This is a genomic window from Paenibacillus sp. J22R160 (assembly GCF_059692135.1).
The window spans coordinates 407,561-428,459 of sequence record NZ_JCAUAU010000001.1 but is presented as its reverse complement, the minus strand read 5'-3'; the positions used below and the strand labels follow the sequence as shown (position 1 = coordinate 428,459).

The 20,899-nt window shown below is 45.0% G+C and carries 15 protein-coding genes; all 15 read left to right on the top strand.

The genetic code is table 11. The features are described from left to right. Positions 1–600 precede the first annotated feature (600 nt). The 15 genes from AC58UW_RS01670 (at position 601) to AC58UW_RS01600 (ending at position 20,887) form a co-directional block, all read left to right on the top strand. The gene (locus AC58UW_RS01670) at positions 601–3,615 is read left to right on the top strand and encodes a glycoside hydrolase family 2 TIM barrel-domain containing protein (RefSeq protein WP_497418985.1); all 3,015 of its coding nucleotides are present in this window, start codon (positions 601–603) and stop codon (positions 3,613–3,615) included. A gap of 189 nt (positions 3,616–3,804) precedes the next feature. Then, positions 3,805–5,442: a sensor histidine kinase gene (locus AC58UW_RS01665; RefSeq protein ID WP_497418984.1), complete on the top strand. Its 1,638-nt coding sequence runs from the start codon at positions 3,805–3,807 to the stop codon at positions 5,440–5,442. Then, complete coding sequence (locus tag AC58UW_RS01660) at positions 5,424–6,614, top strand: response regulator transcription factor (protein WP_497418983.1); 1,191 nt, start codon at positions 5,424–5,426, stop codon at positions 6,612–6,614. Before AC58UW_RS01665 ends, AC58UW_RS01660 begins: the two co-directional genes overlap by 19 nt. Before the next feature lie 154 nt (positions 6,615–6,768). Next, entirely contained in the window at positions 6,769–8,106 is a 1,338-nt protein-coding gene (locus AC58UW_RS01655) for an ABC transporter substrate-binding protein (RefSeq protein WP_497418982.1), read from the top strand. 100 nt (positions 8,107–8,206) lie between these two features. Continuing rightward, positions 8,207–9,088: a carbohydrate ABC transporter permease gene (locus AC58UW_RS01650; protein WP_497418981.1), complete on the top strand. Its 882-nt coding sequence runs from the start codon at positions 8,207–8,209 to the stop codon at positions 9,086–9,088. Positions 9,089–9,107: 19 nt separating this feature from the next. Continuing rightward, on the top strand, positions 9,108–9,980 hold the full coding sequence (locus AC58UW_RS01645) for a carbohydrate ABC transporter permease (RefSeq protein WP_497418980.1): 873 nt from the start codon (positions 9,108–9,110) through the stop codon (positions 9,978–9,980). Between the two features lie 25 nt (positions 9,981–10,005). Then, the gene (locus AC58UW_RS01640) at positions 10,006–10,632 is read left to right on the top strand and encodes a bifunctional 4-hydroxy-2-oxoglutarate aldolase/2-dehydro-3-deoxy-phosphogluconate aldolase (RefSeq protein WP_497418979.1); all 627 of its coding nucleotides are present in this window, start codon (positions 10,006–10,008) and stop codon (positions 10,630–10,632) included. A 16-nt stretch (positions 10,633–10,648) separates the two neighbouring features. Beyond that, positions 10,649–11,797 carry a galactonate dehydratase gene (gene dgoD, locus AC58UW_RS01635; protein WP_497418978.1) on the top strand — a complete coding sequence of 383 codons (1,149 nt, stop codon included), beginning with the start codon at positions 10,649–10,651 and terminating at the stop codon, positions 11,795–11,797. 896 nt (positions 11,798–12,693) lie between these two features. After that, on the top strand, positions 12,694–13,722 hold the full coding sequence (locus AC58UW_RS01630; RefSeq protein ID WP_497419318.1) for a LacI family DNA-binding transcriptional regulator: 1,029 nt from the start codon (positions 12,694–12,696) through the stop codon (positions 13,720–13,722). Between the two features lie 245 nt (positions 13,723–13,967). Then, positions 13,968–15,293 (top strand): ABC transporter substrate-binding protein, encoded by a 1,326-nt coding sequence (locus tag AC58UW_RS01625; RefSeq protein ID WP_497418977.1) that lies wholly within the window; start codon positions 13,968–13,970, stop codon positions 15,291–15,293. A gap of 63 nt (positions 15,294–15,356) precedes the next feature. Continuing rightward, positions 15,357–16,274: a carbohydrate ABC transporter permease gene (locus tag AC58UW_RS01620; RefSeq protein ID WP_497418976.1), complete on the top strand. Its 918-nt coding sequence runs from the start codon at positions 15,357–15,359 to the stop codon at positions 16,272–16,274. Next, positions 16,261–17,157, top strand: a complete 897-nt coding sequence (locus tag AC58UW_RS01615; protein ID WP_497418975.1) for a carbohydrate ABC transporter permease — start codon at positions 16,261–16,263, stop codon at positions 17,155–17,157. Before AC58UW_RS01620 ends, AC58UW_RS01615 begins: the two co-directional genes overlap by 14 nt. Positions 17,158–17,179: 22 nt before the next feature. Further along, entirely contained in the window at positions 17,180–18,589 is a 1,410-nt protein-coding gene (locus AC58UW_RS01610; protein ID WP_497418974.1) for a glycoside hydrolase family 30 protein, read from the top strand. Positions 18,590–18,831: 242 nt separating this feature from the next. Beyond that, a complete protein-coding gene (locus AC58UW_RS01605; RefSeq protein WP_497418973.1) occupies positions 18,832–19,689 on the top strand; it encodes an alpha/beta fold hydrolase in 858 nt (285 codons plus the stop codon). A 250-nt stretch (positions 19,690–19,939) separates the two neighbouring features. Beyond that, positions 19,940–20,887 carry an ABC transporter permease gene (locus AC58UW_RS01600; protein WP_497418972.1) on the top strand — a complete coding sequence of 316 codons (948 nt, stop codon included), beginning with the start codon at positions 19,940–19,942 and terminating at the stop codon, positions 20,885–20,887. Positions 20,888–20,899: the final 12 nt, after the last annotated feature.

The window sequence follows — 20,899 nt, the reverse complement described above, 5'->3', positions numbered from 1 at the left end:
ATTATTGCTATGGTTACTTCGAGGTAACTTATTAAACTATATTTCAGTACTTAAAATAATTTGCATTATTGTATATCATTAAAAGATGTATCCTGCAAAATTAGAGCTGCAGTACTAAAGGGTAACTTAAAGTAAGCGAATTAAAGTATCAGACACGGACAAAGCGGCGGAGTGTGTTTTTGCAACAGGTTTTGTAGCAACGCCAGCCTATCGTGAGGTTAATAGTGATACAGTTGCAGCAATAGGGAAACAGTTCAGGGGCATTCGTCTTTTAGGTTCAGCGGCTTTAAGTCTGGCATACGTAGGAATTTCTTGATATAAAAAGCCCAGGGGTCCATCACATCGCATTAAAAGTAAGAAATAGGCGTCTCGATTGTATCAATGGCACACTTGGAAGCGGTAGCCACATCTTCAAACAAAATAACGAAAAAATCAAACGAAAGTATGATACGGGGCATTTGGATCAGCCAAGCATGCGTATTTCGAAAAAGAATGCACCATTTTCAAACATCTGTCTGTGCGAAAATAAGCGCATTCCAACTAAAATTAGAGAGTAGGTTGTAATCGTTAACTAAACACAAGGTGAGGAGTCATACTAAGGTGATAAACATTGAGAAATATTGGGAAAACTTAGATATTCTGCATATTAATAGAATTGCTCCGCGAGCCTATTATATCCCCTATGCGAATGAGACAAGCGCATTCAATCACAAGAGAGGAAAATCCCCGTATTATCAGACTTTGAACGGACTTTGGAAGTTTCAATATATGCGTAGCGTTAAAGAGGTGCAGGACGGTTTCTATCATGCCGCAGCCGATGTGAACGGTTGGGATGATATGATCGTGCCATCCTGCTGGCAAGTGAACGGATATGACCAGAATCATTACACGAATGTAAACTATCCATTTCCATGCGATCCACCTTTTGTGCCCAATGAGAATCCGGCAGGGTTGTATGTAAGGGACTTCCAAATTTCAGAGCAGTGGGCGGACAAAGAGAAATATATAGTTTTCGAAGGTGTCAACTCCTGTATGTATCTATGGGTGAATGGCGCGTTCGTCGGTTACAGTCAAGGCAGCCGAGTCCCTGCAGAGTTCGATATCTCACCTTATCTTAAGGGTGGCAAGAATCGGATGGCGGTCATGGTATTAAAGTGGTGTGACGGGACGTATCTGGAGGATCAAGATCTGTGGAGATTTTCCGGAATTTTCAGGGATGTCTACCTGCTTGCGCGCAGCAAGAACCATATCCGGGACGTGTTCAACCGTCAGGAATTATCGGAAGATATGCGCCAAGCCACCATTCGCTGTGAGATTACAACAACGGGCGCTTTACCAACGAGGGTCGAATTAAAAGATGCCGCAGACCAGCTCATCCAAGAGGGAAACTCAATTATAGATAAACGCGGAACCATCGAACTTCAAATAGACGACCCTAAGCTGTGGAATGCAGAGCAACCTTATTTGTATCAGCTTTACGTTTACGCTGGCGACGAAGTGCTGTTGTTTCAAGTCGGATTTAGAAAAATAGAGATTAAAAATGGTGTATTCTTAATCAACGGTATGCCGGTCAAATTAAAAGGGGTCAACCGTCATGACTCGCATCCGGAGCTAGGGCAAACGATTCCTATGAATCATATGATCAAGGATTTAATCTTAATGAAGAACCACAATATTAACACAGTTCGAACATCCCATTATCCGAACGATCCTCGGTTTTTAAATCTGTGTAACGAATATGGGTTCTATGTCATCGATGAGGCCGATTTGGAATGTCATGGCGTGTTCCACGCAGGGGACTACCATATGCTGACTAAGAATCCGGCTTGGCAGCGAGCTTTTGTCGATAGGGCGGAACGAATGGTAGAAAGGGATAAAAATCATCCTTCCATCGTGATGTGGTCAATGGGCAACGAGTCCGGTTATGACGTGAACCATATTGCCATGGCTGCATGGACGAAGGGCAGAGACCGTTCCAGACCGGTCCATTATGAGGGCATCGATCCTCGGCACAAGGGCAGCGCTAACAGGGAAGTGATCGATGTGGAAGGCCGCATGTATTCTTCGCCTGCCTATATTGATGCTTATGCCAGTGACGAGAATAGCACCAAGCCAATGTTCTTATGCGAATACAGCCACGCGATGGGTAATGGGCCGGGCGATCTGAAAGATTACTGGGATGTCATCTATAAGCATCCCAAACTCATGGGCGGCTGTGTCTGGGAATGGTCGGATCACGGCATCAAGACGCGTACCCAGGGCGGCACACCATTCTTTGCTTACGGTGGCGATTTCGGTGATCAACCGAATGACGGCAACTTCTGTATTGATGGGCTCGTGGACCCCGACCGCAAACCGCATACAGGTCTTTTGGAACTCAAAAAAGTGATTGCGCCAATTCGGGTAGAGGCCACGGACCTGCGTAACGGAGTCATCTCAGTGACGAACCTGTATGACTTTCTGGATCTTGCCCATGTCGTTATGACTTGGAAAGTGGAGAAGGATGGGCGAACCACTGAAATGGGCGAGATGAACGAAGTCAATGCCGCTCCTCATCAGACGCGAACTGTAATCATCCCATATAAGCTGCCGGAGGACCCATCAGCAAGTCGATATTTCCTTACAGTAAGCTTCAAACTGCGCAAGGATACCGAGTGGGCTGCAGCAGGTCACGAGATTACGTTTGAGCAGTTCGAGTTGCCGGTTATTGTGGAGAAGCAGCCAGTGATCGAGTCGAATGTCAAGATTGAGTTGCAGCAGCAAGATCACAGCCTAATCGTAGAAGGATTTGATTTCCGCCATGTTTTTGATCTGCATGACGGTACATTCACGCGGATAACCAAGCATGGCGTGAATATGATTGAGGCTCCTCCGAAGTTCACTATTTGGCGGGCGCCAACGGATAACGACCGCAAAGTCAAACGTTTGTGGTTTGAAGACAATTACGATCGTACGATTATGCATGTGTACAAGGCGGAGATCAGCAAGCAATCGCCAACAGATGTGGAGATTACGGTTGATTTTTCACTGGGCGGTTATATTAAGATTCCCCTGCTTCACGGTACAGCGATCTGGAGAATCGACGGTACAGGGGCAATTGCCCTGTGTGTGAACGTGAACGTCAGAGAGGGACTTACGTTCCTTCCACGCTTTGGCTTGCAATTGACGATGCCTGGCGGAACGGAAGAAGTAGAGTATTTTGGACTGGGTCCGCATGAAAGCTACATCGATAAACGCCAAAGCGTAAGAAAAGGCAAATATCTGCTGCGTGTGGATGATATGTTCGAGAATTATATTATGCCGCAAGAGAATGGAGCCAGATACGGCACCGAATGGGCGATAGTGTCCAATGAGCAGGGGATGGGCTTGCGCTTTACAAGCAATGGCGAATTCAGCTTTAACGCATCACACTATAGCTCGGAGGACTTAACGCTTGCTTCGCATGATGTTGAGCTGGTGAAACGGAAGGAAACGTTCGTTCATCTCGATTACAAGATGAGCGGTGTTGGATCGAATTCGTGCGGTCCAGAGCTTCTGGAGCAATATCGATTGGATGAGAGAGAATTCCAGTTTGAACTGCATATCATGCCGATTTTTAAAGAAGACGAATTATAATCCCGATAAATACGTATGGAAGTGTCCCCAAAGTTGCTGACCTAGGGGGCACTTGTTCGTCTTTTCCCGTTGTTGATACTATAAATACGAGTTTATGTGATAAAATATAGGAACTCGATGATTATTCTTACTCCATGTTGAAGAAGGCTGATAGGGATGAAATCCAAATATTTTCCGTTGATTAAGAGCGTGAACACCAAACTACTTGTTTTTTTCTTGACGGTAGCGATCCTGCCTCTACTTACGCTCTGTTATTTTTCAACCAATAAGTCGTCTGAGATCGTGAATAAGCAGTTTGGCAATTATGGACTTTACGCGGTAGACCAGCTCAAACTTCATCTGGATGCCAGTTTAAAGCAAATGGATAATATTTCTGGCAATATATTAACTTACCTGATCTCCTCGTCGATCGTCATTGATGATCATGAACCGACAACGTATAGTGAGTATACGGAAGAAAAGGGATTCAAGCGGTATATGTCTTCTTTTGAGAATACCAATATATTAAGTGTGAATGTGGTAACACCGAGTGGAAAATTCATCGGCAATGATGGAATCGTGACGGAGCGGCTGCTGAACTCTGATTTTTGGCAGCAAGCGTCGCTGCAATCAGGTAAGCGCATTCTTATTCATCATCCCGATTATTATTCTTTTGCGCTTGCTGGTGATGTCATCAGTTTAATTCTTCCTATTAAGGATCATTATGGCTTGCCTGCACAAAGTAAAATACTAATCGACATGAAAGCGGATTCAATCATGAGTCTGCTAAAGGCATTTGAAGACGACACGAAGAGCCATTTGCAAGTTCGCAATTTGGATGGGGGTATCGTGCTGCAAACATCAGCTTCTTATGTCTCGCATGCGAACGACATCGTATGGTCGAAGCCGTTGGAATCGGAGAATTGGGTGGTAGAAGCCAGTATTCCATATCCTTTATTCTTCGAATCTTCCCGTATTATTTTGAAATATTCGTTATTTATTGCTGTGATGAGTCTGGTTCTTGGCCTCGTGATAGCCGGCTTCTTCTCTTTCCAGATTACGAAACCGATCAAGAAGATGGCCCAATCTATGCGGAGGTTCGGACAAGGAGAGCTTTCGATTCAGACGCCGATCTATGCCTCGGACGAATTAGGTTATCTGGGCGAGACTTTCAATCGGATGACGGGCCAGATTAGGGATTTAATCGATGAGATTAGCACGACGGAGAAGCTTAAAAGCGAAGCCGAATTAAAAGCGCTTCACTATCAGATTAATCCCCATTTATTATTCAATACCTTAAACAGCATTCAGTGGAAGGCTCGGCTTGCAGGTCAGACAGACATTCTCAAGATGCTGGAGCATCTAGTGGCGGTGTTGGAAGGCAGCTTTAACGTGAAGCAAGTCTTGGTGCCCCTGCATACGGAACTTGAGATCATTCATCATTATTTACAGATGCAGCGTTACCGATATGGAGATGTTTTTACGTATACTTTACAGATCGAACCGGGACTTGAGCAGCGCCTGGTTCCGCGTATGGTGCTGCAACCATTGTTTGAGAACATCTTTTTCCACGGATTTATAGATGGTCAAGGCCATATCGCATTTACGATTAGTTCCAAGAATAATCACATTCATGCAGAGATTGTCGATGACGGCATTGGCATTCGAGCAGAACATATGGCATTCATTTCTACTGGTCAAGTCATTCCAGGGAAAACGGGTGGACTTGGGATGAGAAATGTGGATGAACGGTTTAAACATCATTTTGGCGAACCCTATGGATTAGTTGTCCATTCGGAAAGAAATAAAGGAACAAAGGTGAAGTTAAAATGGCCGAAAACACTGTAAGCGAACCTTACATTAAAGTGCTCATTGTCGATGATGAACAATTGGTTCGCAAAGGACTGCGCCTAACAACGGATTGGGCCAAGCATCAGATGGTCGTCGTTGACGACGCGCCCAATGGAAGTAGAGGCTGGGACAAGTTTCTGGAACACCGGCCGCATGTGGTTATTACGGACATTGTGATGCCAGAGATGAGCGGCATTGAACTCGCCCAGAAGGTGAGAGCGGAAGCGCCAGATACCAAGATTTTATTCCTGAGCTGCCATAAAGATTTTGATTATGCCAAACAAGGGATACAGATTGGCATTACGGATTACATCGTGAAGACAAGCCTGGATGAACAGAAGTTGGATCAATGTTTGGATCATCTGCACCAGGAAATTGCCAAGCAGTTGTCTAAATCAACGGGTGCAACCCCTGATGAGCCCTCTGTGGAGCTTAGTAGATTGGATGAATGGCTTATTGATAAGAAACAGACGGCCAGAAATCAGTTCATGCTGCGATTGGAGAAGGAATGGAATTGGATGACGGCCGATGGTTACATGATCCATATATTTCAAGGTGGGAATTCGTCTTCGAATCGGTCTGATGTATTAAGGGAATTATCCTTTATTATCACAGAACAAGAGGATATGTTGCTGCTGCCTAGCGAGGAAGATAGTTATTTCTTGTTCTGCCGCAGTCAAGGTCTTCAGACTTGCAGCGAGGAACTGCTACAAAGCAAGATCAACAACCACGCCATCGGCTGGAGGCAGGCAGGACCTATCACGAGCCCTGATCAGTGGATGGCATCCGTACATCGTTTGCATCGTCTGAGGCATATTGAACAGGAGTTCGAACTGGTTAATGACGCGCATAAGGAGGATATTCTGAATGCGATTGACTATATCGACCAGCACTTGTATCTGGATCTCCGGGCGGCGGATATTGCCAGCAAAATAGGCGTAAGCCGCAGTTATTTTAGCACGATTTTTAAGGAAGCGACGGGTTCCAGCCTCATTTCATTTATTTCCGACCGGAAATTGGAAAGGGCCAAAGCATTGTTACGGAGCACCTCGTTCCGGGCTGATGAGATTGCGGAGAAAGTCGGCATTAATGACGCCAAATATTTTTCCAAATGGTTTAAAAAGAGCGCTTCCTTGACGCCAGGGCAGTACCGGCTTCAAACAAAATGACGAGAAAACCAGACAAAAATGCACCTGTCCCTGAAGGGGGGCAGGCATTTTTTCGTTTTCGATAAAGATTGCACTTTTTCCAAACATTCGTCGGTATGAAACCCTTTTCATTTACTTTAACATAAGGATATAAACATACAGGGAGGCATTCTTCATGAAAAGAAAAAGTTGGTCACTCTTATTGGCAAGCTGCTTGTCAATAAGCTTAGTAGGGACAGCTTGTTCCAATTCTTCATCCACTACCAATTCGGCGGGCGGTGCTGCAAGTCCAGCCAATTCTACCGGGAAAGTCAAGTTAGTGGTGTGGATCTGGGAGTCGGCTAAAGTTGGTTTGGACGCAAACATGGAAGCGTTCCAAAAAGAGAATCCAAATATTGAAGTGGAATATCAGATCATGAAATCCACTGATTTATACCAGAAGTATCTGATCTCTTCCAATACGCAAGATGCGGTACCAGATATTGTAGGTCTGGAGTCTACCAATATGGCCCAGATGGTGCAGATCGATTCACTCTTGGATATTACCAAGCGTGTTGAACCGTATAAGGATAAAATGAACGCCTACAAATGGGAAGATGCGACCAAAGATAACAAAGTATACGCAATGCCTTGGGATAGCGGTCCAGTTGTGATGTTCTACCGGAATGATATTTTTGCCAAAGCAGGTCTGCCAACGGATCCGAAAGAAGTCGCTCAGAAGATCCAAACATGGGACGATTATTACCAAGCAGCCAAACAAATTAAAGAGAAAACTGGCGTTCTCATGTTCGGCGACTCCAAGACGAATTCGAGCAACCGTGTTTTTGAATCGATGATGTGGCAGCGGGGACTTTGGTATTTTGACAAAGAAGGCAATGTATCGGTGGAAAAACCGGAAGTCAAAGAAATTGCCGATTATCTAGTCAAAATGCAAAAGGAAGATCTTGTCTATGACGCGCGTGCTAATACCGATCCTTGGGGCAACGCGATTAAAGAAGGCAAGGTTGCAACTGTAGTAGGCGGTTCCTGGCACGATGCGATTATTGAAGGCCAATATGCGCCTGATGATAAAGGCAAATGGTCGGTAACAACGATGCCAAAATGGTCCAAAGATGATAAGTATACGGGCGCCAACCAAGGCGGATCGAACTTAGCAATCAATAAAAATTCCAAGCATCCGGAAGAAGCGTGGAAGTTCATTGAATTCATGTTAGGTAAAGAAACGTCGCAAATTAACATGATGAAAAAAGCAGGTCTATTTCCATCTTTAACGACTACTTACAGCAACGAAGCAATTAATGAGCCATCTGCTTATTTTAACAACCAACCAATCCGTCAGGTGTATGCGGAGTCTCTAAAACAAACGTTTCCGCTTGCTTATACATCGGACTTTCCGATGGCCAATAAACGGATGACGGATGTATGGGCGCAAATTTTCTTGAATAATGTGCCAACTGATCAAGCTTTGAAAGCAATGGCTGACGAGCTGCGTCAGAAAACAAAAAGGAAGTAAATCACTTTCGGCATCCTGTTCGATAAACGCGTGCATCGCTGCAGCCGTTTATCGGAGCGATGCCTCCTTTTTTCTTTTTACCCTTTAAGGAGGTACAATCATGAGAAGTCCAGGCTGGAAACTGCAGCTTCGTTTAGCCCCCTATTTTTACATTTCGCTTTACTTTCTGTTGTTCTTACTTTTTTCGCTGTATCCAATTATCTATTCGTTCTATCTTAGCTTTACGGATTGGAATGGCTCCAAGGAAAAGAGTTTTATCGGCTTTGATAACTATGTCGTTCTACTAAAAGATCATACTTTTTGGCTTTCCCTGTGGAACTGTGTTGTTATTTTCCTGCTCTATGTGCCGATCATGCTGTTCTTAGCTTTGATTTTTGCTAGTCTGTTAAATGCGAATTGGATGGTAGGCAAGGGCTTTTTCAGGATGGCTCTGTTTGTTCCCAATTTTGTGTCCGTTGTTGCCGTGTCCTTTGTATTCGTGCTGTTATTCAATACACAGGATGGGCTGATCAATACGCTGTTGTCGAATTTGCACTGGACCAGTAAACCGATCCCTTGGTTAGAGTCGCCTTGGTGGGCTCGAATATCTGTTGCGATGATGGTGCTGTATCGTTGGCTCGGCTACAATATGTTGCTGGTGTTGACTGGTCTGCAAAGTATTCCCAAGGACTTGTATGAGGCTGCCTATGTGGATGGTGCAACCAAAATTAAAAGCTTTTTCCTGATTACGGTGCCGCTCGTCAAGCAGATTTTACTTTTTTGCACGGTATTGTCAACGATCGGGACTTTCTCCCTGTTTACAGAACCGTTCATTCTGACCAAAGGTGGACCACTTAATTCGACATTAACGCCCGTTCTGATGCTATTTAACGAAAGCTTCCAAAATTTTAATTTCGGCTATGCCTCTTCGATAGCTGTTTGCTTTTTTATTCTGATGATGGTCATATCTTTGATCCAGATGCGTTTGTTTGATGAAAAATAAGACGTAAGGAGGGAACACTTTGCAAAGTACGGTCAGTCTTAACCGGCCGGTTAGGCCGAAATCAAGTACGGGAAAGACGCGATGGACAGCCATCATCCTGTTCATTTTGATGGTCTTGGTCTCGTTTCTCATGATTTTTCCGCTGCTGTGGCTGTTCGGCTCATCTGTTAAGTCCATCAGCGAAATATTCACCAATCCACCGACCTGGCTTCCGCACGTATGGCAATGGGGGAATTTCACCGAACTTTTTGTAAATAGAGGCTTTGGTACAGTGGCATGGAACAGCTTGCTGCTGTCCAGTGTTTTTACCATAGCAACGCTATTCCTATGTGGTTTGGGGGGATTCGCTTTTGCGAAATATCAATTCAGGGGCAAACAAGTGTTATTTATTTTTGTGCTTGCTTCGCTGATGATTCCCCATGAGGCCACAATGGTACCGCTATTTGTTATTTATAAAAGCTTTCACTTGATCGATAATCTCTGGGGGGTTATTCTTCCTGATTTGGCCAATGCGTTCGGCATCTTCTTTATGCGTCAATACTGCAGGTCTATTCCTGATGAGATGATGGAAGCAGCGCGCATTGACGGATGCTCCGAATTTACCTTGTTCCGTAAAGTAATTTTACCGAATTTGCGATCCGCTTTTGCGGCGCTCGGCATCATTTTATTTGTAAAACAATGGAATAACTTTATGTGGCCCGTTGTCATTCTAAGATCCAAAGAAAATATGACCCTCGCTGTCGCTCTGAAGGCGCTGGAGGACAGCAACAATACGCCCTATCATTTGATTATGGCTGGCTCGGTGATCAGTGTGCTGCCTCTTTTAATCATTGTGCTTATTTTTCAAAAGCAATTAATTTCGGGCTTGACCGAAGGGGCTGTCAAAGGATAACAGGAATTGGAAGGAGCAGAATCGCATGTCCATCTTGTCACAGATTCTTGAACACAAAATTATCAGCATTGTGCGGGGTACGGAACTGCAGCATGTGCTGCCCGTAGCACAGGCGCTGCATGCTGGAGGCATCCGGCTGATCGAAGTCACTATGAACACGCCAGGTGCTCTAGAGGCCATTCGTCTGCTGCGCGCCGAATTCGGCGATGACATGTTGATTGGGGCGGGGACCGTACTCGATCCAGAGTCGGCACGAGCAGCGCTGCTTGCCGGAGCCTCGTTCCTCCTCTCGCCGTCGCTTAACGTGGAAACGATACGTTTGACTAAACGTTATGGTGCAATCAGTATTCCCGGCGCTTATACGCCTACGGAAATCGTGACAGCTTATGAACACGGTGCCGATATCGTGAAAATTTTCCCGGCTGACACCATCTCTCCTTCATTTATTAAGAGCCTGCGAGGACCCCTGCCGCAAATTCCGTTAATGCCAACTGGCGGTATAGATCTGAACAATATTCGCGCTTTTGTTGACGCTGGCGCTGCTGCCATCGGAATTGGCAGTTCGCTTGTTCCAGCCAAGTGGGTTATCAATATCGATTCTTTAGAACAATTAACACACAAAGCAGCCCAATTCGTCAGGGCGACCCAATAGAGAGGAGATAAGATTTATGAAAATTACCAGCTATGAACTATTCAAAGTACCTCCGAGGTGGCTATTCCTCAAATTGGAAACCGATGAAGGCCTTATAGGCTGGGGGGAGCCTGTGATCGAAGGCAAGGCAGCCACGGTGGAAACGGCGGTTCATGAATTGATGACTTATCTGATTGGTAAAGATGCACTACGTATCGAAGATCATTGGCAAACAATGTATCGCGCAGGCTTCTATCGCGGGGGACCGATTCTGATGAGTGCGATTGCTGGCATCGATCAGGCGTTGTGGGATCTTAAAGGCAAATATTATAATGCCCCCGTCTATCAATTATTAGGTGGCGCTTGCCGGGATTCGATCCGTGTCTATTCCTGGATTGGCGGAGACCGTCCAAGTGATGTCGGTCAAGCTGCTAAATCAATTGTTGACGCGGGATTCACGGCCGTCAAGATGAATGGGACAGAGGAACTCCAGTATATTGATTCCTATGAAAAGATCGATCAAGTCTTGGAACGTGTTGCTGCTATTCGCGAATCTGTTGGCAAATATGTGGGGATTGGCGTTGATTTTCATGGTCGCGTCCATAAACCGATGGCGAAGATTCTCGCTAAAGAGTTAGAGCCTTTCAAGCTGATGTTTATTGAGGAGCCTGTCTTAGCAGAAAATAACGAGGCAATACGCGAAATTGCCCGGCATACATCTATACCTATCGCAACTGGAGAGAGAATGTACTCCCGGTGGGATTTCAAGTCTCTGCTGGCGGATGGGTATGTGGATATAATCCAACCCGATCTCTCGCATGCCGGGGGGATTACAGAGTGTAAGAAAATTGCTTCGATGGCGGAGGCCTATGATGTTGCTCTGGCACCGCATTGTCCGCTTGGACCTATTGCTTTGGCGGCATGTCTTCAGGTGGACGCAACAGCACATAACGCGTTCATCCAGGAACAAAGTCTGGGCATTCACTATAATCAAGGCAGTGATCTACTAGATTATATAGTTGATGGTTCTGTATTTGCGTACAAGGATGGATTCGTCCAAATCCCTCAAGGGCCTGGTTTAGGTATTGAAGTGAACGAAGCGCATGTCAGGAAGATGGCAGCCATCGGGCACCAATGGCAGAACCCTGTATGGCGGCATAAAGATGGGAGTATCGCCGAGTGGTAGGTGAAGTCAAATTTTGAATTTGATTCGTGCCTACAGGGTTAAATAGAGAACGTGTAGTTGGCCAGGATGTGTCATTATAGCCCAACTAGCGTGTTTTGTAGGAGCAAACGGCTTTTGTTCTGGGCGAGAGATTAGGGAAACGATTTAGTGTAACCCTAGTTGAAGTTTGGTTCTGGCATAGTGAATTTTCGTTGCTCTAAAGGCCCATAGCTTAATTCTAGGAAGAATACTGCATGAACTGGAATTTTTCAATGCAAATAATTTTGAAACAGGACTTTTTATAGCGGAGCTTCAACATTTAATTAGAATTAATTATGAAACAATAAAAACGGAGCGCTGCGGGTTTGCGGGCTCCGTTTTATAAATAATTAGAGGTAAACGATAACATAAATCGTTTGCCTCTTTTTATAATAATCGTAGAAGTAATGGAGCTGAGGAACTATGAATAGAAAGAAATTGCAATTTTCGCAGCGTAGTTCGCCAAACAAACCCTTGATATAACAAGGCACACTAGAGATCCATTCGCTGAGTTGACAAAATACTAACGGCTTTTCACGTTTGGTTCTTGCATGAGTCAACTGTATAAATAAAGCCATAAGTTGCTGTAGAGCAGTCTGATAATCTTAAAGCAGTTTGCCGATTTGCAGAGTTGAAACAAGTTGGAAAAACGAGTTTTTGCCTGTTCAGACAAGGATTTTTGGTGTACTATAGGAGTTGCTCACCTTTCATTGTTTGCATGGTTGCTAAACACTTCCATGATACCAAACTAAGAGGGTTTTTTTCTGTCAAGAGGAGCAAAGAGAAGTCAAAACGATCGTCAGGTATATTAATTTGAATTCCGTACGGGAAATGCTATCATAGGTTGCAGTATCTAGGATGAAAAGGTGATGACAGAAGTGAAACACATAACGATATATGACATAGCCAACGAAGCGAAAGTATCTGTAGCAACCGTTTCAAGAGTTTTGAACAATACGGCTCCCGTAAAAGAAAGCACCCGAAACAAAATCATGCATGTAATTGACAAGTACCAATTTCATCCAAATGCGCTTGCTCGAAGCCTGTCCAAGAAAGAAACGGGAACTTTAGGCATCATTGTGCCGGACATAACAAACCCTTTTTACCCGGAAGTCATCAGTGGGATTTACAGTCAGGCGCACGAAAAAGGATACACTTTCTTTCTGTGCGATTCGCTAGGGGATTACGAAAAGGAATCGCAATATTTGAACAAGTTTCGGGAAAATCAGGTCGAAGGCATCATTTTCCTTGGCGGACGCATTAACCTTTCTAAATGCAAAGTGGAAATGATCGAAGAAGTAGTGGAAGTCGCCTCACGCATTCCTCTCGTGCTGGTCAACGGAAATTTACCGGGCAGCCGTCTGCATCGTGTGATCACGGACGAGGCGAAAGGCGCGGAAATCGCGACCCGCCATTGTATCGAACTCGGTCATAGGGAAATCGCCTGCATTGCAGGGAACGCTTACATGTCAACCACAGAGCAGAAGGTTAAAGCTTTTAAGAGTGTCATGGATCAAAACGGGCTCCGTGTCCCCAAAGAGCGCATCCTTTACGGCGATTTCTCGATGTCCTGGGGAGAACGCGCTATGGATATACTGCTTGATTTACCGTCTCGTCCGACGGCGGTGATTTGCATCAATGACAATACAGCCGTTGGCGCGGTAAAATCGGCTTTCAAAAAGGGACTGAGGATTCCGGAAGACATATCGATCGTCGGTTTCGACGATATTCCGTTAGCTTCAGTTATCAACCCGGAGCTTACGACGGTGTCCCAGAAAACGGATCTGCTCGGAAGGACGGCTTTGGACGTTCTTCACAAACTGATCAGCAAGGAAAAGGCGAAGCGAGTCACCGTTATAGAGCCGGAACTGGTTGTTCGCGGTAGCAGTCGGGTATTATCAAACTAAAATCATCGAAGATCCGAGACGCGGCATTAGCCCTTAAAATGTCTTGATGCCGCTAAAAATCGAAAAAAGGATATTGACAGAGCGAGATTTGTGGCATACAATTTCAAATATGAAACCCCTTTCATAAAGAAATAGATTGTGACTGTAATAAGCGCATTCTTTTTTTTATTTGAAAAATGTAACCCGTTTCATGAAACGGGTTACATTTTAAAAGCGGGTTTCAATAATAGACTGGAGGGGTCTACATGAAGAAGTTTCGGTTATGGACAGCATTGGTTATTTGCGTAACGATCATACTAGCTGGTTGCGGTAAAAATGATGGTACAACGACAAACAGTTCCCCAAGTGTAAGCGATGCGGCCAGCCAACCGCCGTCTAAGGAGGCAAAACCTTCGGGCGAAGTCTCTGTTTCCTTCTGGGGAAGCGAAAATGACATGAAACGGATGGAAGCGATCAAAGCGGAATTCGAGAAAGTGAATCAGGATATCAAAATTAAACTGGTTCAAATTCCGAATGGTAATAATTCTGCCTATGAGACAAAAATGCTATCGACCATGACGGCAGGAAATCCTTACGATGTCGTTGCGCAGGGTGAAGCGTTCACCAGATATGCTGCTAAAGACCAGTTGGAGGATCTTACTCCTTACATTCAAAAAAGCGGATTAAAAATCGACGACTATTACAAAGCCGGGGTCGACGCTTACAGCTATGATGGCAAAGTAATGGGCGTTCCGTTCCGTATTGGTACGATGCTTCTTTTCTATAACAAAACGTTGTTTGACAAAGCGCAAGTTGCATACCCGACCGACAAATGGACGTGGGACGATTTCCTGAATGCGTCCCAGAAAATCGCAAATAAAAAAGAGGGCATCTGGGCACTGCCGAAAATCGATGACTGGTTTGCTTTCCAACAATTGTTCGTAGAAACGCAAGGCGGCTCGTTGCTTAATGCTGATAAGACAAAGTTTACAATGGATTCTCCGGAAGCGCTGAAGGGATTGCAATTGATGCAGGACTTGTTGAACAAATACAACGTCGTTCCTCGTGCGGACCAAAGAGCTCAAGGCGCGGATCTGTGGACGAGCGGCAAGGCGGCCATGATGATCGACGGTCCTTGGTGGATTGTCGATAGCCAAAAAATCAAAAACTTTGATTGGGATATCGCACCTCCGCCTGTAGGTACTAAAGCGGCAAATCCGTTGTTCTCCAGCGCTTTCTCGATTACGAAAGCTTCCAAAAACAAGGATGCGGCTTGGGTCGTCCTGCAGTTCTTGACGGGCAAAGAAGGAATGGCTGTTGTCGCTAAAGAACATGCAGATATTCCTGCACTCAAATCCGCGGCAGGTTCCGATGCGTATCTCGATCTTGGCGGCAAAGCGCCGGTCCACTTCAAATCGCAGCTGGTTGCGGCTGAAGGGGCTACTGCTCCTCCAATTACGACCAAATGGGAAGAAATATCCAACAAAATCGCCAAAACGTACATAACACAAATCCTCGATCAGAATAAACCGGTGGCAGAAGCCATGGCTAAGATGAAAGTGGACGTAGATAAATTGCTTTCTGCAAAGTAAGAGGTTCGAAGCAGGGCGGGGGTGGGTGGGGCCCGCCTTACTTCTTATAAGGAGGGAAGAAGTATGGCTAGAACAACGGCATTAAAAGGATATGACAAAAATGAAGCGAGACAATTTTGGTTTTATGTGACGCCCTGGATCATAGGGTTTCTGGCTTTTTATGCAATACCTTTTTTTGTCTCAATCGTCCTTAGCTTTATGGAGTGGGATATTCTGTCGCCAGCTAAATGGGTCGGTTTGCAAAATTACATCGAGTTGAATACAGATCCTTATTTTTGGCCTGCTTTTAAAAATACAATTTATTACGCAATTGTCGGTGTTCCGATAGGCACGCTCGGCGGACTCCTCGTTTCCTTATTGTTATTTAAAGCAATAAGAGGAATCAACTTCTTTCGAATCGGATTCTATATTCCGTCCATTTTTGGCGGAGTTGCCGTCGTCATCATGTTTCAATATATGCTCTTGCCTGGCGATGCTACCGGAAACAATATGGGACTTATCAATACGGTGTTATCCTGGTTCGGAATCGATGGCCCGGGTTGGTATACTGCCGAGAATTGGGCCAAACCTTCCGTTCTACTAATATGGCTCTGGGGCAACGTAACGAGCAGCATCGTTATATGGCTTCCGGCGCTGGCAACCGTTCCGAAAGATTTGCTCGAAGCGGCGGAAATGGATGGGGCGAGCCGATATAGAAGATTTCTTACCGTTATTACACCCTATATATCTCCGATTATCTTTTTCCAAATTACAACGAATATGATCAACATATTCAAAATTTTTAACGAACCTCAGGTCTTGCCGGTCACTCAACAAGCCTGGACCGACAGCTTGATGGTCAATTTGGTCGAAAACGCTTTTCAATTTTACAGGATGGGTTTTGCTTCCGCTATTGCTTGGGTTATCGTGACGTTGATATTCATTGTTACTGTGTTGAATATGTATGTTTCCAAAAGGTGGGTCCACTATGAAACCGATTGAGGCACAACTTGCATCGGGTCTAAATCAGAAGACGGCGTCAAGGTTCAAACCTTTAAAAGCGGCGAAACGTCTAATCCGTTATCTCGTTTTGTCTGTTGGGTTGCTTTCTTTTATTTTGCCGCTCATTTGGACTCTCTCAGGCTCGTTCAAGCCTTCGCAAGACGTATTTTTAATACCAATCAGATGGATTCCAGAAGTATGGGAATGGAACAATTACGTTCTCGTTTTTACTGAGTTTAATTTTTTTCGCTATTTTGGCAATTCGCTTTTTATTACGGTCATGAACGTCATCGGTCAAGTCATTTCATCGATGATCTTTGCATACGGTTTCGCGAGGTTTCGCAGTCGGGCCAACGAGCCGCTTTTCTTGCTGGTACTGGCTACGCTGATGCTCCCGAGCGAAGTGCTGCTTATTCCTACATTTTTAATGTATAAACAATTGGGCTGGGTCGGTAGCTATTTGCCTCTAATCGTTCCGGCGTTCTTCGGTAATGCCTATAATCTGTTCTTCCTGCGCCAGTTTATTATGGGGATTCCGAAAGAAATCGATGAATCCGCCAAAATCGACGGCACGACAAGTTTCGGGATTTTGGTTAGAATCATCGTTCCCTTATGCGCCCCGGTCATCGCAACCGTTGTGGTGTGGACGGTTAACAGTACATGGAGGGATTTTCTCAATCCGCTTATTTACATTAGTGAACCGCTTCGGTACACGCTGCAACTTGGGATTAGTAACTTGATCGGCGGCCAAGGAACCGTTGTCGACTACGGCTATGTATTTGCCGCCACGATTGTCGTATTGATTCCGAATTTAATCATCTACGCCTTCGGACAAAAGTATATTTCCCGAGGGTTAACTTTGTCGGGCTCCGTCAAAGGCTAAGCAATTAAGAGGAGGATTTATGTTGAATTCAGACAACTTAGCTCAGAGCCGGGAAATAAATGAGATGAAAACCGACAATCTGATTCGTGTACAGCCTTCTGAAGGATATGAAGGTTTTGAAGGCTGGGGGACCACGCTTGCCTGGTGGGGGCATATGCTTGGTCAGTGGCAGAATAAAGATCGTCTAAACGAAGTTCTGGACCTTATATTCGATACGAACAAAGGACTCGGTCTTAATATCGTTCGTTATAATATCGGGGGCGGCGAGAATCCAGCTATTCAACCGAATTCTTTGCGTCCAGGCGGCGATGTTCCAGGATTTCAGCCGCAAGAGGGACAATGGGATTGGACGGCGGACAATGGCCAGAAGTTTGTGTTACTTGGAGCATTCGAGCGCGGAGCGACGATTGCGGAAGCATTTTCGAACTCGCCGCCTTATTGGATGACCATAAGCGGATCGGTAACCGGAGCGGTAGACGGCGGAAACAATTTGAAGGAGGAGTACTACAATAATTTTGCCGACTATCTGACGGAAGTGGTGAAGCATTATAAAGAAGAATACGGGATTTCGTTCAGAACGTTGAATCCGTTGAACGAGCCCATATCGAATTGGTGGAAGAAGGGCAATATTCAAGAAGGCGCTCACTTTACGCTTGATAAACAGATGGTCCTCATAAAGGAAACCGCCCGTTCTCTTCGTATGAAAGGCTTGACCGGAACGACTGTCAGCGCGCCCGATGAAAACAGCGTAGACGAGACGGTAGAGATGCTGTATGGCTATGATGATGAAACGTTGAACAGCATCTCTCAAATCAATACCCACACCTATAATGGCTCCAAGCTGGAAGAGCTTCGTGTGCTGGCAAAGGAAAAAGGGAAGAGGTTATGGATGTCCGAGTTCGGAACCGGCGGCTCCGAGCCGCATGACCATGAAGATATGAGCGGAGTGATGGAGCTTGCGGAGAGAATTATATCCGATTTGAGGATCCTGCAGCCCTCCGCTTGGGTCTATTGGCAAGCTGTTGAAGATGAGGGTGCGCAGAACAATTGGGGCTTTATTCATTCTGATTTCACACAAGGCGAAAGCTATGAATTTACGAAGCAATATTACGCAATGGCTAGTTTCAGTAAATTTATTCGGCCAGGCAGCCGAATCATTTTTACCGATAACGAGTGTTCCGTTGCGGCATATGACAAGGATAAAAAGCAGCTCACCATCGTTGTACGAAACGAAGGCGATGAAAGAGAGGTTCATTTCGACCTGACGGCATTTACTTATGACAGCCTTACGGCCAAAGTCTATCAGACGTCGCAGCTCGCGAATTTATCGGAATCGGAGCTTCTGATTGCCGGCAGTGGATTCAGAACCGTTCTTGGCAAGCAATCGGTAACGACGATTGTCATCTCAAATATGGTGATCGGCAAGCAGTGAATTGGAGGAAAGCAGCGATGAATGAGACGATTGTCGTGAACCAAGGTGTGGGGGGAGTGAATGTGTTTAAGCATCTCAAACGAGGTGCTTTTTACTTTCCGAATTAAATGCAACATCACGGGTAAAATAACAAAAACGTGGCAGGATCACGAGGCCTGTCATCACGATGTCGGAGCAAGGGGAATCCGGTATGAGAGTTGCAATTAGAGTGCCCGACGAATGAGCATAAGGGAGAAGATACCATGAATGTAATTGAAGTAACAGCAGAAACAGCAGAAACAGTAGAAACATCGTATATTGATGCTAAAGGAATCCGATTTGCATACCGGACATTCGGCAAACCATCTGAAGTGCCGCTAGTGTTCTGCCAACGTTTTAGAGGTACGATGGATGACTGGGATCCTGCCTTGGTCAATGCTTTGGCGGAGGAACGCAGGGTCATCCTGTTTGATAGTGCAGGTATCGGATTGACATCGGGAGAAGTTGCAGAATCATTCTTTGAAACAGGGGAATATGCAATCACTTTTATTGAAGCGCTTGGTCTTAAACAAGTGGATCTCATCGGTTTCTCTATGGGGGGTTACATTGCGCAGGTAGTGACAGTGGCTCGCCCTGATTTGATCCGTCGTTTAATCTTGGCAGGTACAGGGGGCGGGACCGGGGAAGGTACACAATCTGGTAAACCTGAAGTGTTCAAAGTTGCTTTTAAACCGGTGAACGAGCCGGAAGATTTCCTTTACTTGTTCTTCGAACCGACAGATACAAGCAAAGCGTCAGGATTACAGTACCTAGACCGGCTTGCTAATAGAAGAGAAGACGACCGTGCGCCACTAGTTAGGGCTGAGTCGGTTCAAGCGCAGATAAAATCGGTTGTGGCGTGGGGGAAGGATTCGACTTTTGACAGACTCGGGGAGATTAAGCATCCCGTACTTGTTGCTAATGGAAATAATGACATCATGATTCCGACTATCAATTCTTATATTGTTTCCCAACGCATACCGAATGCGCAATTGATTATTTATCCGGATTCAGGTCATGGGTTCTTGTTCCAATACGCAGATTTATTTGCCGAACATGTTAATTTGTTTTTAAACACTTAGCAGGATCGTTATCTGAAGAGCTTGTGGAAAGGAGGGGATTGCTACGCGGCAGCTCCTTTTTCATGATTACGGACAAGAGTGAAAGCACCTGTAAACGGTAGCGCTCACTCTGTCCGTTTTTTTATGTTTTTTATTGGAATTATCCAAGGTCCCACTTCCTTAATATCTTGTAAGAAATTCTTGAAATCACAGAAATTTATCCGAAAGGGGGGTGCTATTATACAAATATAAATAAAGACGAGGTGATGATATGCAAGCGAAATTGGCAGCGGACGCCATTTCCCTCCCCAAAAAGCGGAATTCATGGATAAGAACGATACAGAAGTATAAAGTGTTGTATGCTCTCTTATTCCCGGCATTGGTTTACTTTGCCGTATTCAAATATATTCCCATGGCAGGAATCATCATTGCTTTTAAAAACTACAACCTAGCCTTGGGACTATGGGAAAGCCCATGGGTGGGATTGAAAAATTTCAAGGATTTTATGAATGGCGTTTATTTCTGGGACATTATGAGAAATACGATTATCATTTCGCTGTATAAGCTATTGTTCGGTTTCTCCGCTCCCATCATACTTGCTTTGCTTCTCAATGAAGTTTATACCCAATGGTTCAAAAAAATTGTACAAACGATCACGTATTTGCCTCATTTTCTTTCATGGGTCATTGTTTATGGACTGATGGTGGCATTATTAGCCCCAGGGGAAGGCCTTTTTAACATGATTTTAAAGCAAAATGGTATTGGGCCGATCTCTTTTCTAACGGAACCTGCCTGGGGCAGAGTGTTGATCATCTCATCTGAGATATGGAAGGATATTGGCTGGGGAGCGATATTGTATCTCGCCGCATTAGCAGGAATTGATCCAAGCTTATATGAAGCTGCTCGAATTGATGGCGCTTCCAAGTGGAGACAGCTATGGCATGTCACATTACCCGGCATTCGAGGCGTTATTATTCTGATGCTGATCCTCAAATTAAGCCATATTCTGGATGCTGGTTTTGACCAAATATTCATGTTTGCCAACAGCTTTAACCAGGAGAAGATCGATATTATCGACACATGGGTATACCGTGAAGGGTTGGAGCGTCTTAAGATTGGCTTGGCAACGGCTGTGGGATTGTTTAAAGCTATCATCGGATTTGCTTTAGTTTTGGCTGCGAACAAGCTTGCAAAAAAATTCGATGGGCAAATTTGGTGAGGTGGTTTTCAA

Coding starts and splice junctions, on each gene's coding strand:
- AC58UW_RS01640 (WP_497418979.1), top strand. CDS start 10,006: ATGTCCATCTTGTCACAGATTCTTGAACACAAAATTATCAGCATTGTG.
- AC58UW_RS01615 (WP_497418975.1), top strand. CDS start 16,261: ATGAAACCGATTGAGGCACAACTTGCATCGGGTCTAAATCAGAAGACG.
- AC58UW_RS01655 (WP_497418982.1), top strand. CDS start 6,769: ATGAAAAGAAAAAGTTGGTCACTCTTATTGGCAAGCTGCTTGTCAATA.
- AC58UW_RS01620 (WP_497418976.1), top strand. CDS start 15,357: ATGGCTAGAACAACGGCATTAAAAGGATATGACAAAAATGAAGCGAGA.
- AC58UW_RS01600 (WP_497418972.1), top strand. CDS start 19,940: ATGCAAGCGAAATTGGCAGCGGACGCCATTTCCCTCCCCAAAAAGCGG.
- dgoD (WP_497418978.1), top strand. CDS start 10,649: ATGAAAATTACCAGCTATGAACTATTCAAAGTACCTCCGAGGTGGCTA.
- AC58UW_RS01605 (WP_497418973.1), top strand. CDS start 18,832: ATGAATGTAATTGAAGTAACAGCAGAAACAGCAGAAACAGTAGAAACA.
- AC58UW_RS01650 (WP_497418981.1), top strand. CDS start 8,207: ATGAGAAGTCCAGGCTGGAAACTGCAGCTTCGTTTAGCCCCCTATTTT.
- AC58UW_RS01625 (WP_497418977.1), top strand. CDS start 13,968: ATGAAGAAGTTTCGGTTATGGACAGCATTGGTTATTTGCGTAACGATC.
- AC58UW_RS01660 (WP_497418983.1), top strand. CDS start 5,424: ATGGCCGAAAACACTGTAAGCGAACCTTACATTAAAGTGCTCATTGTC.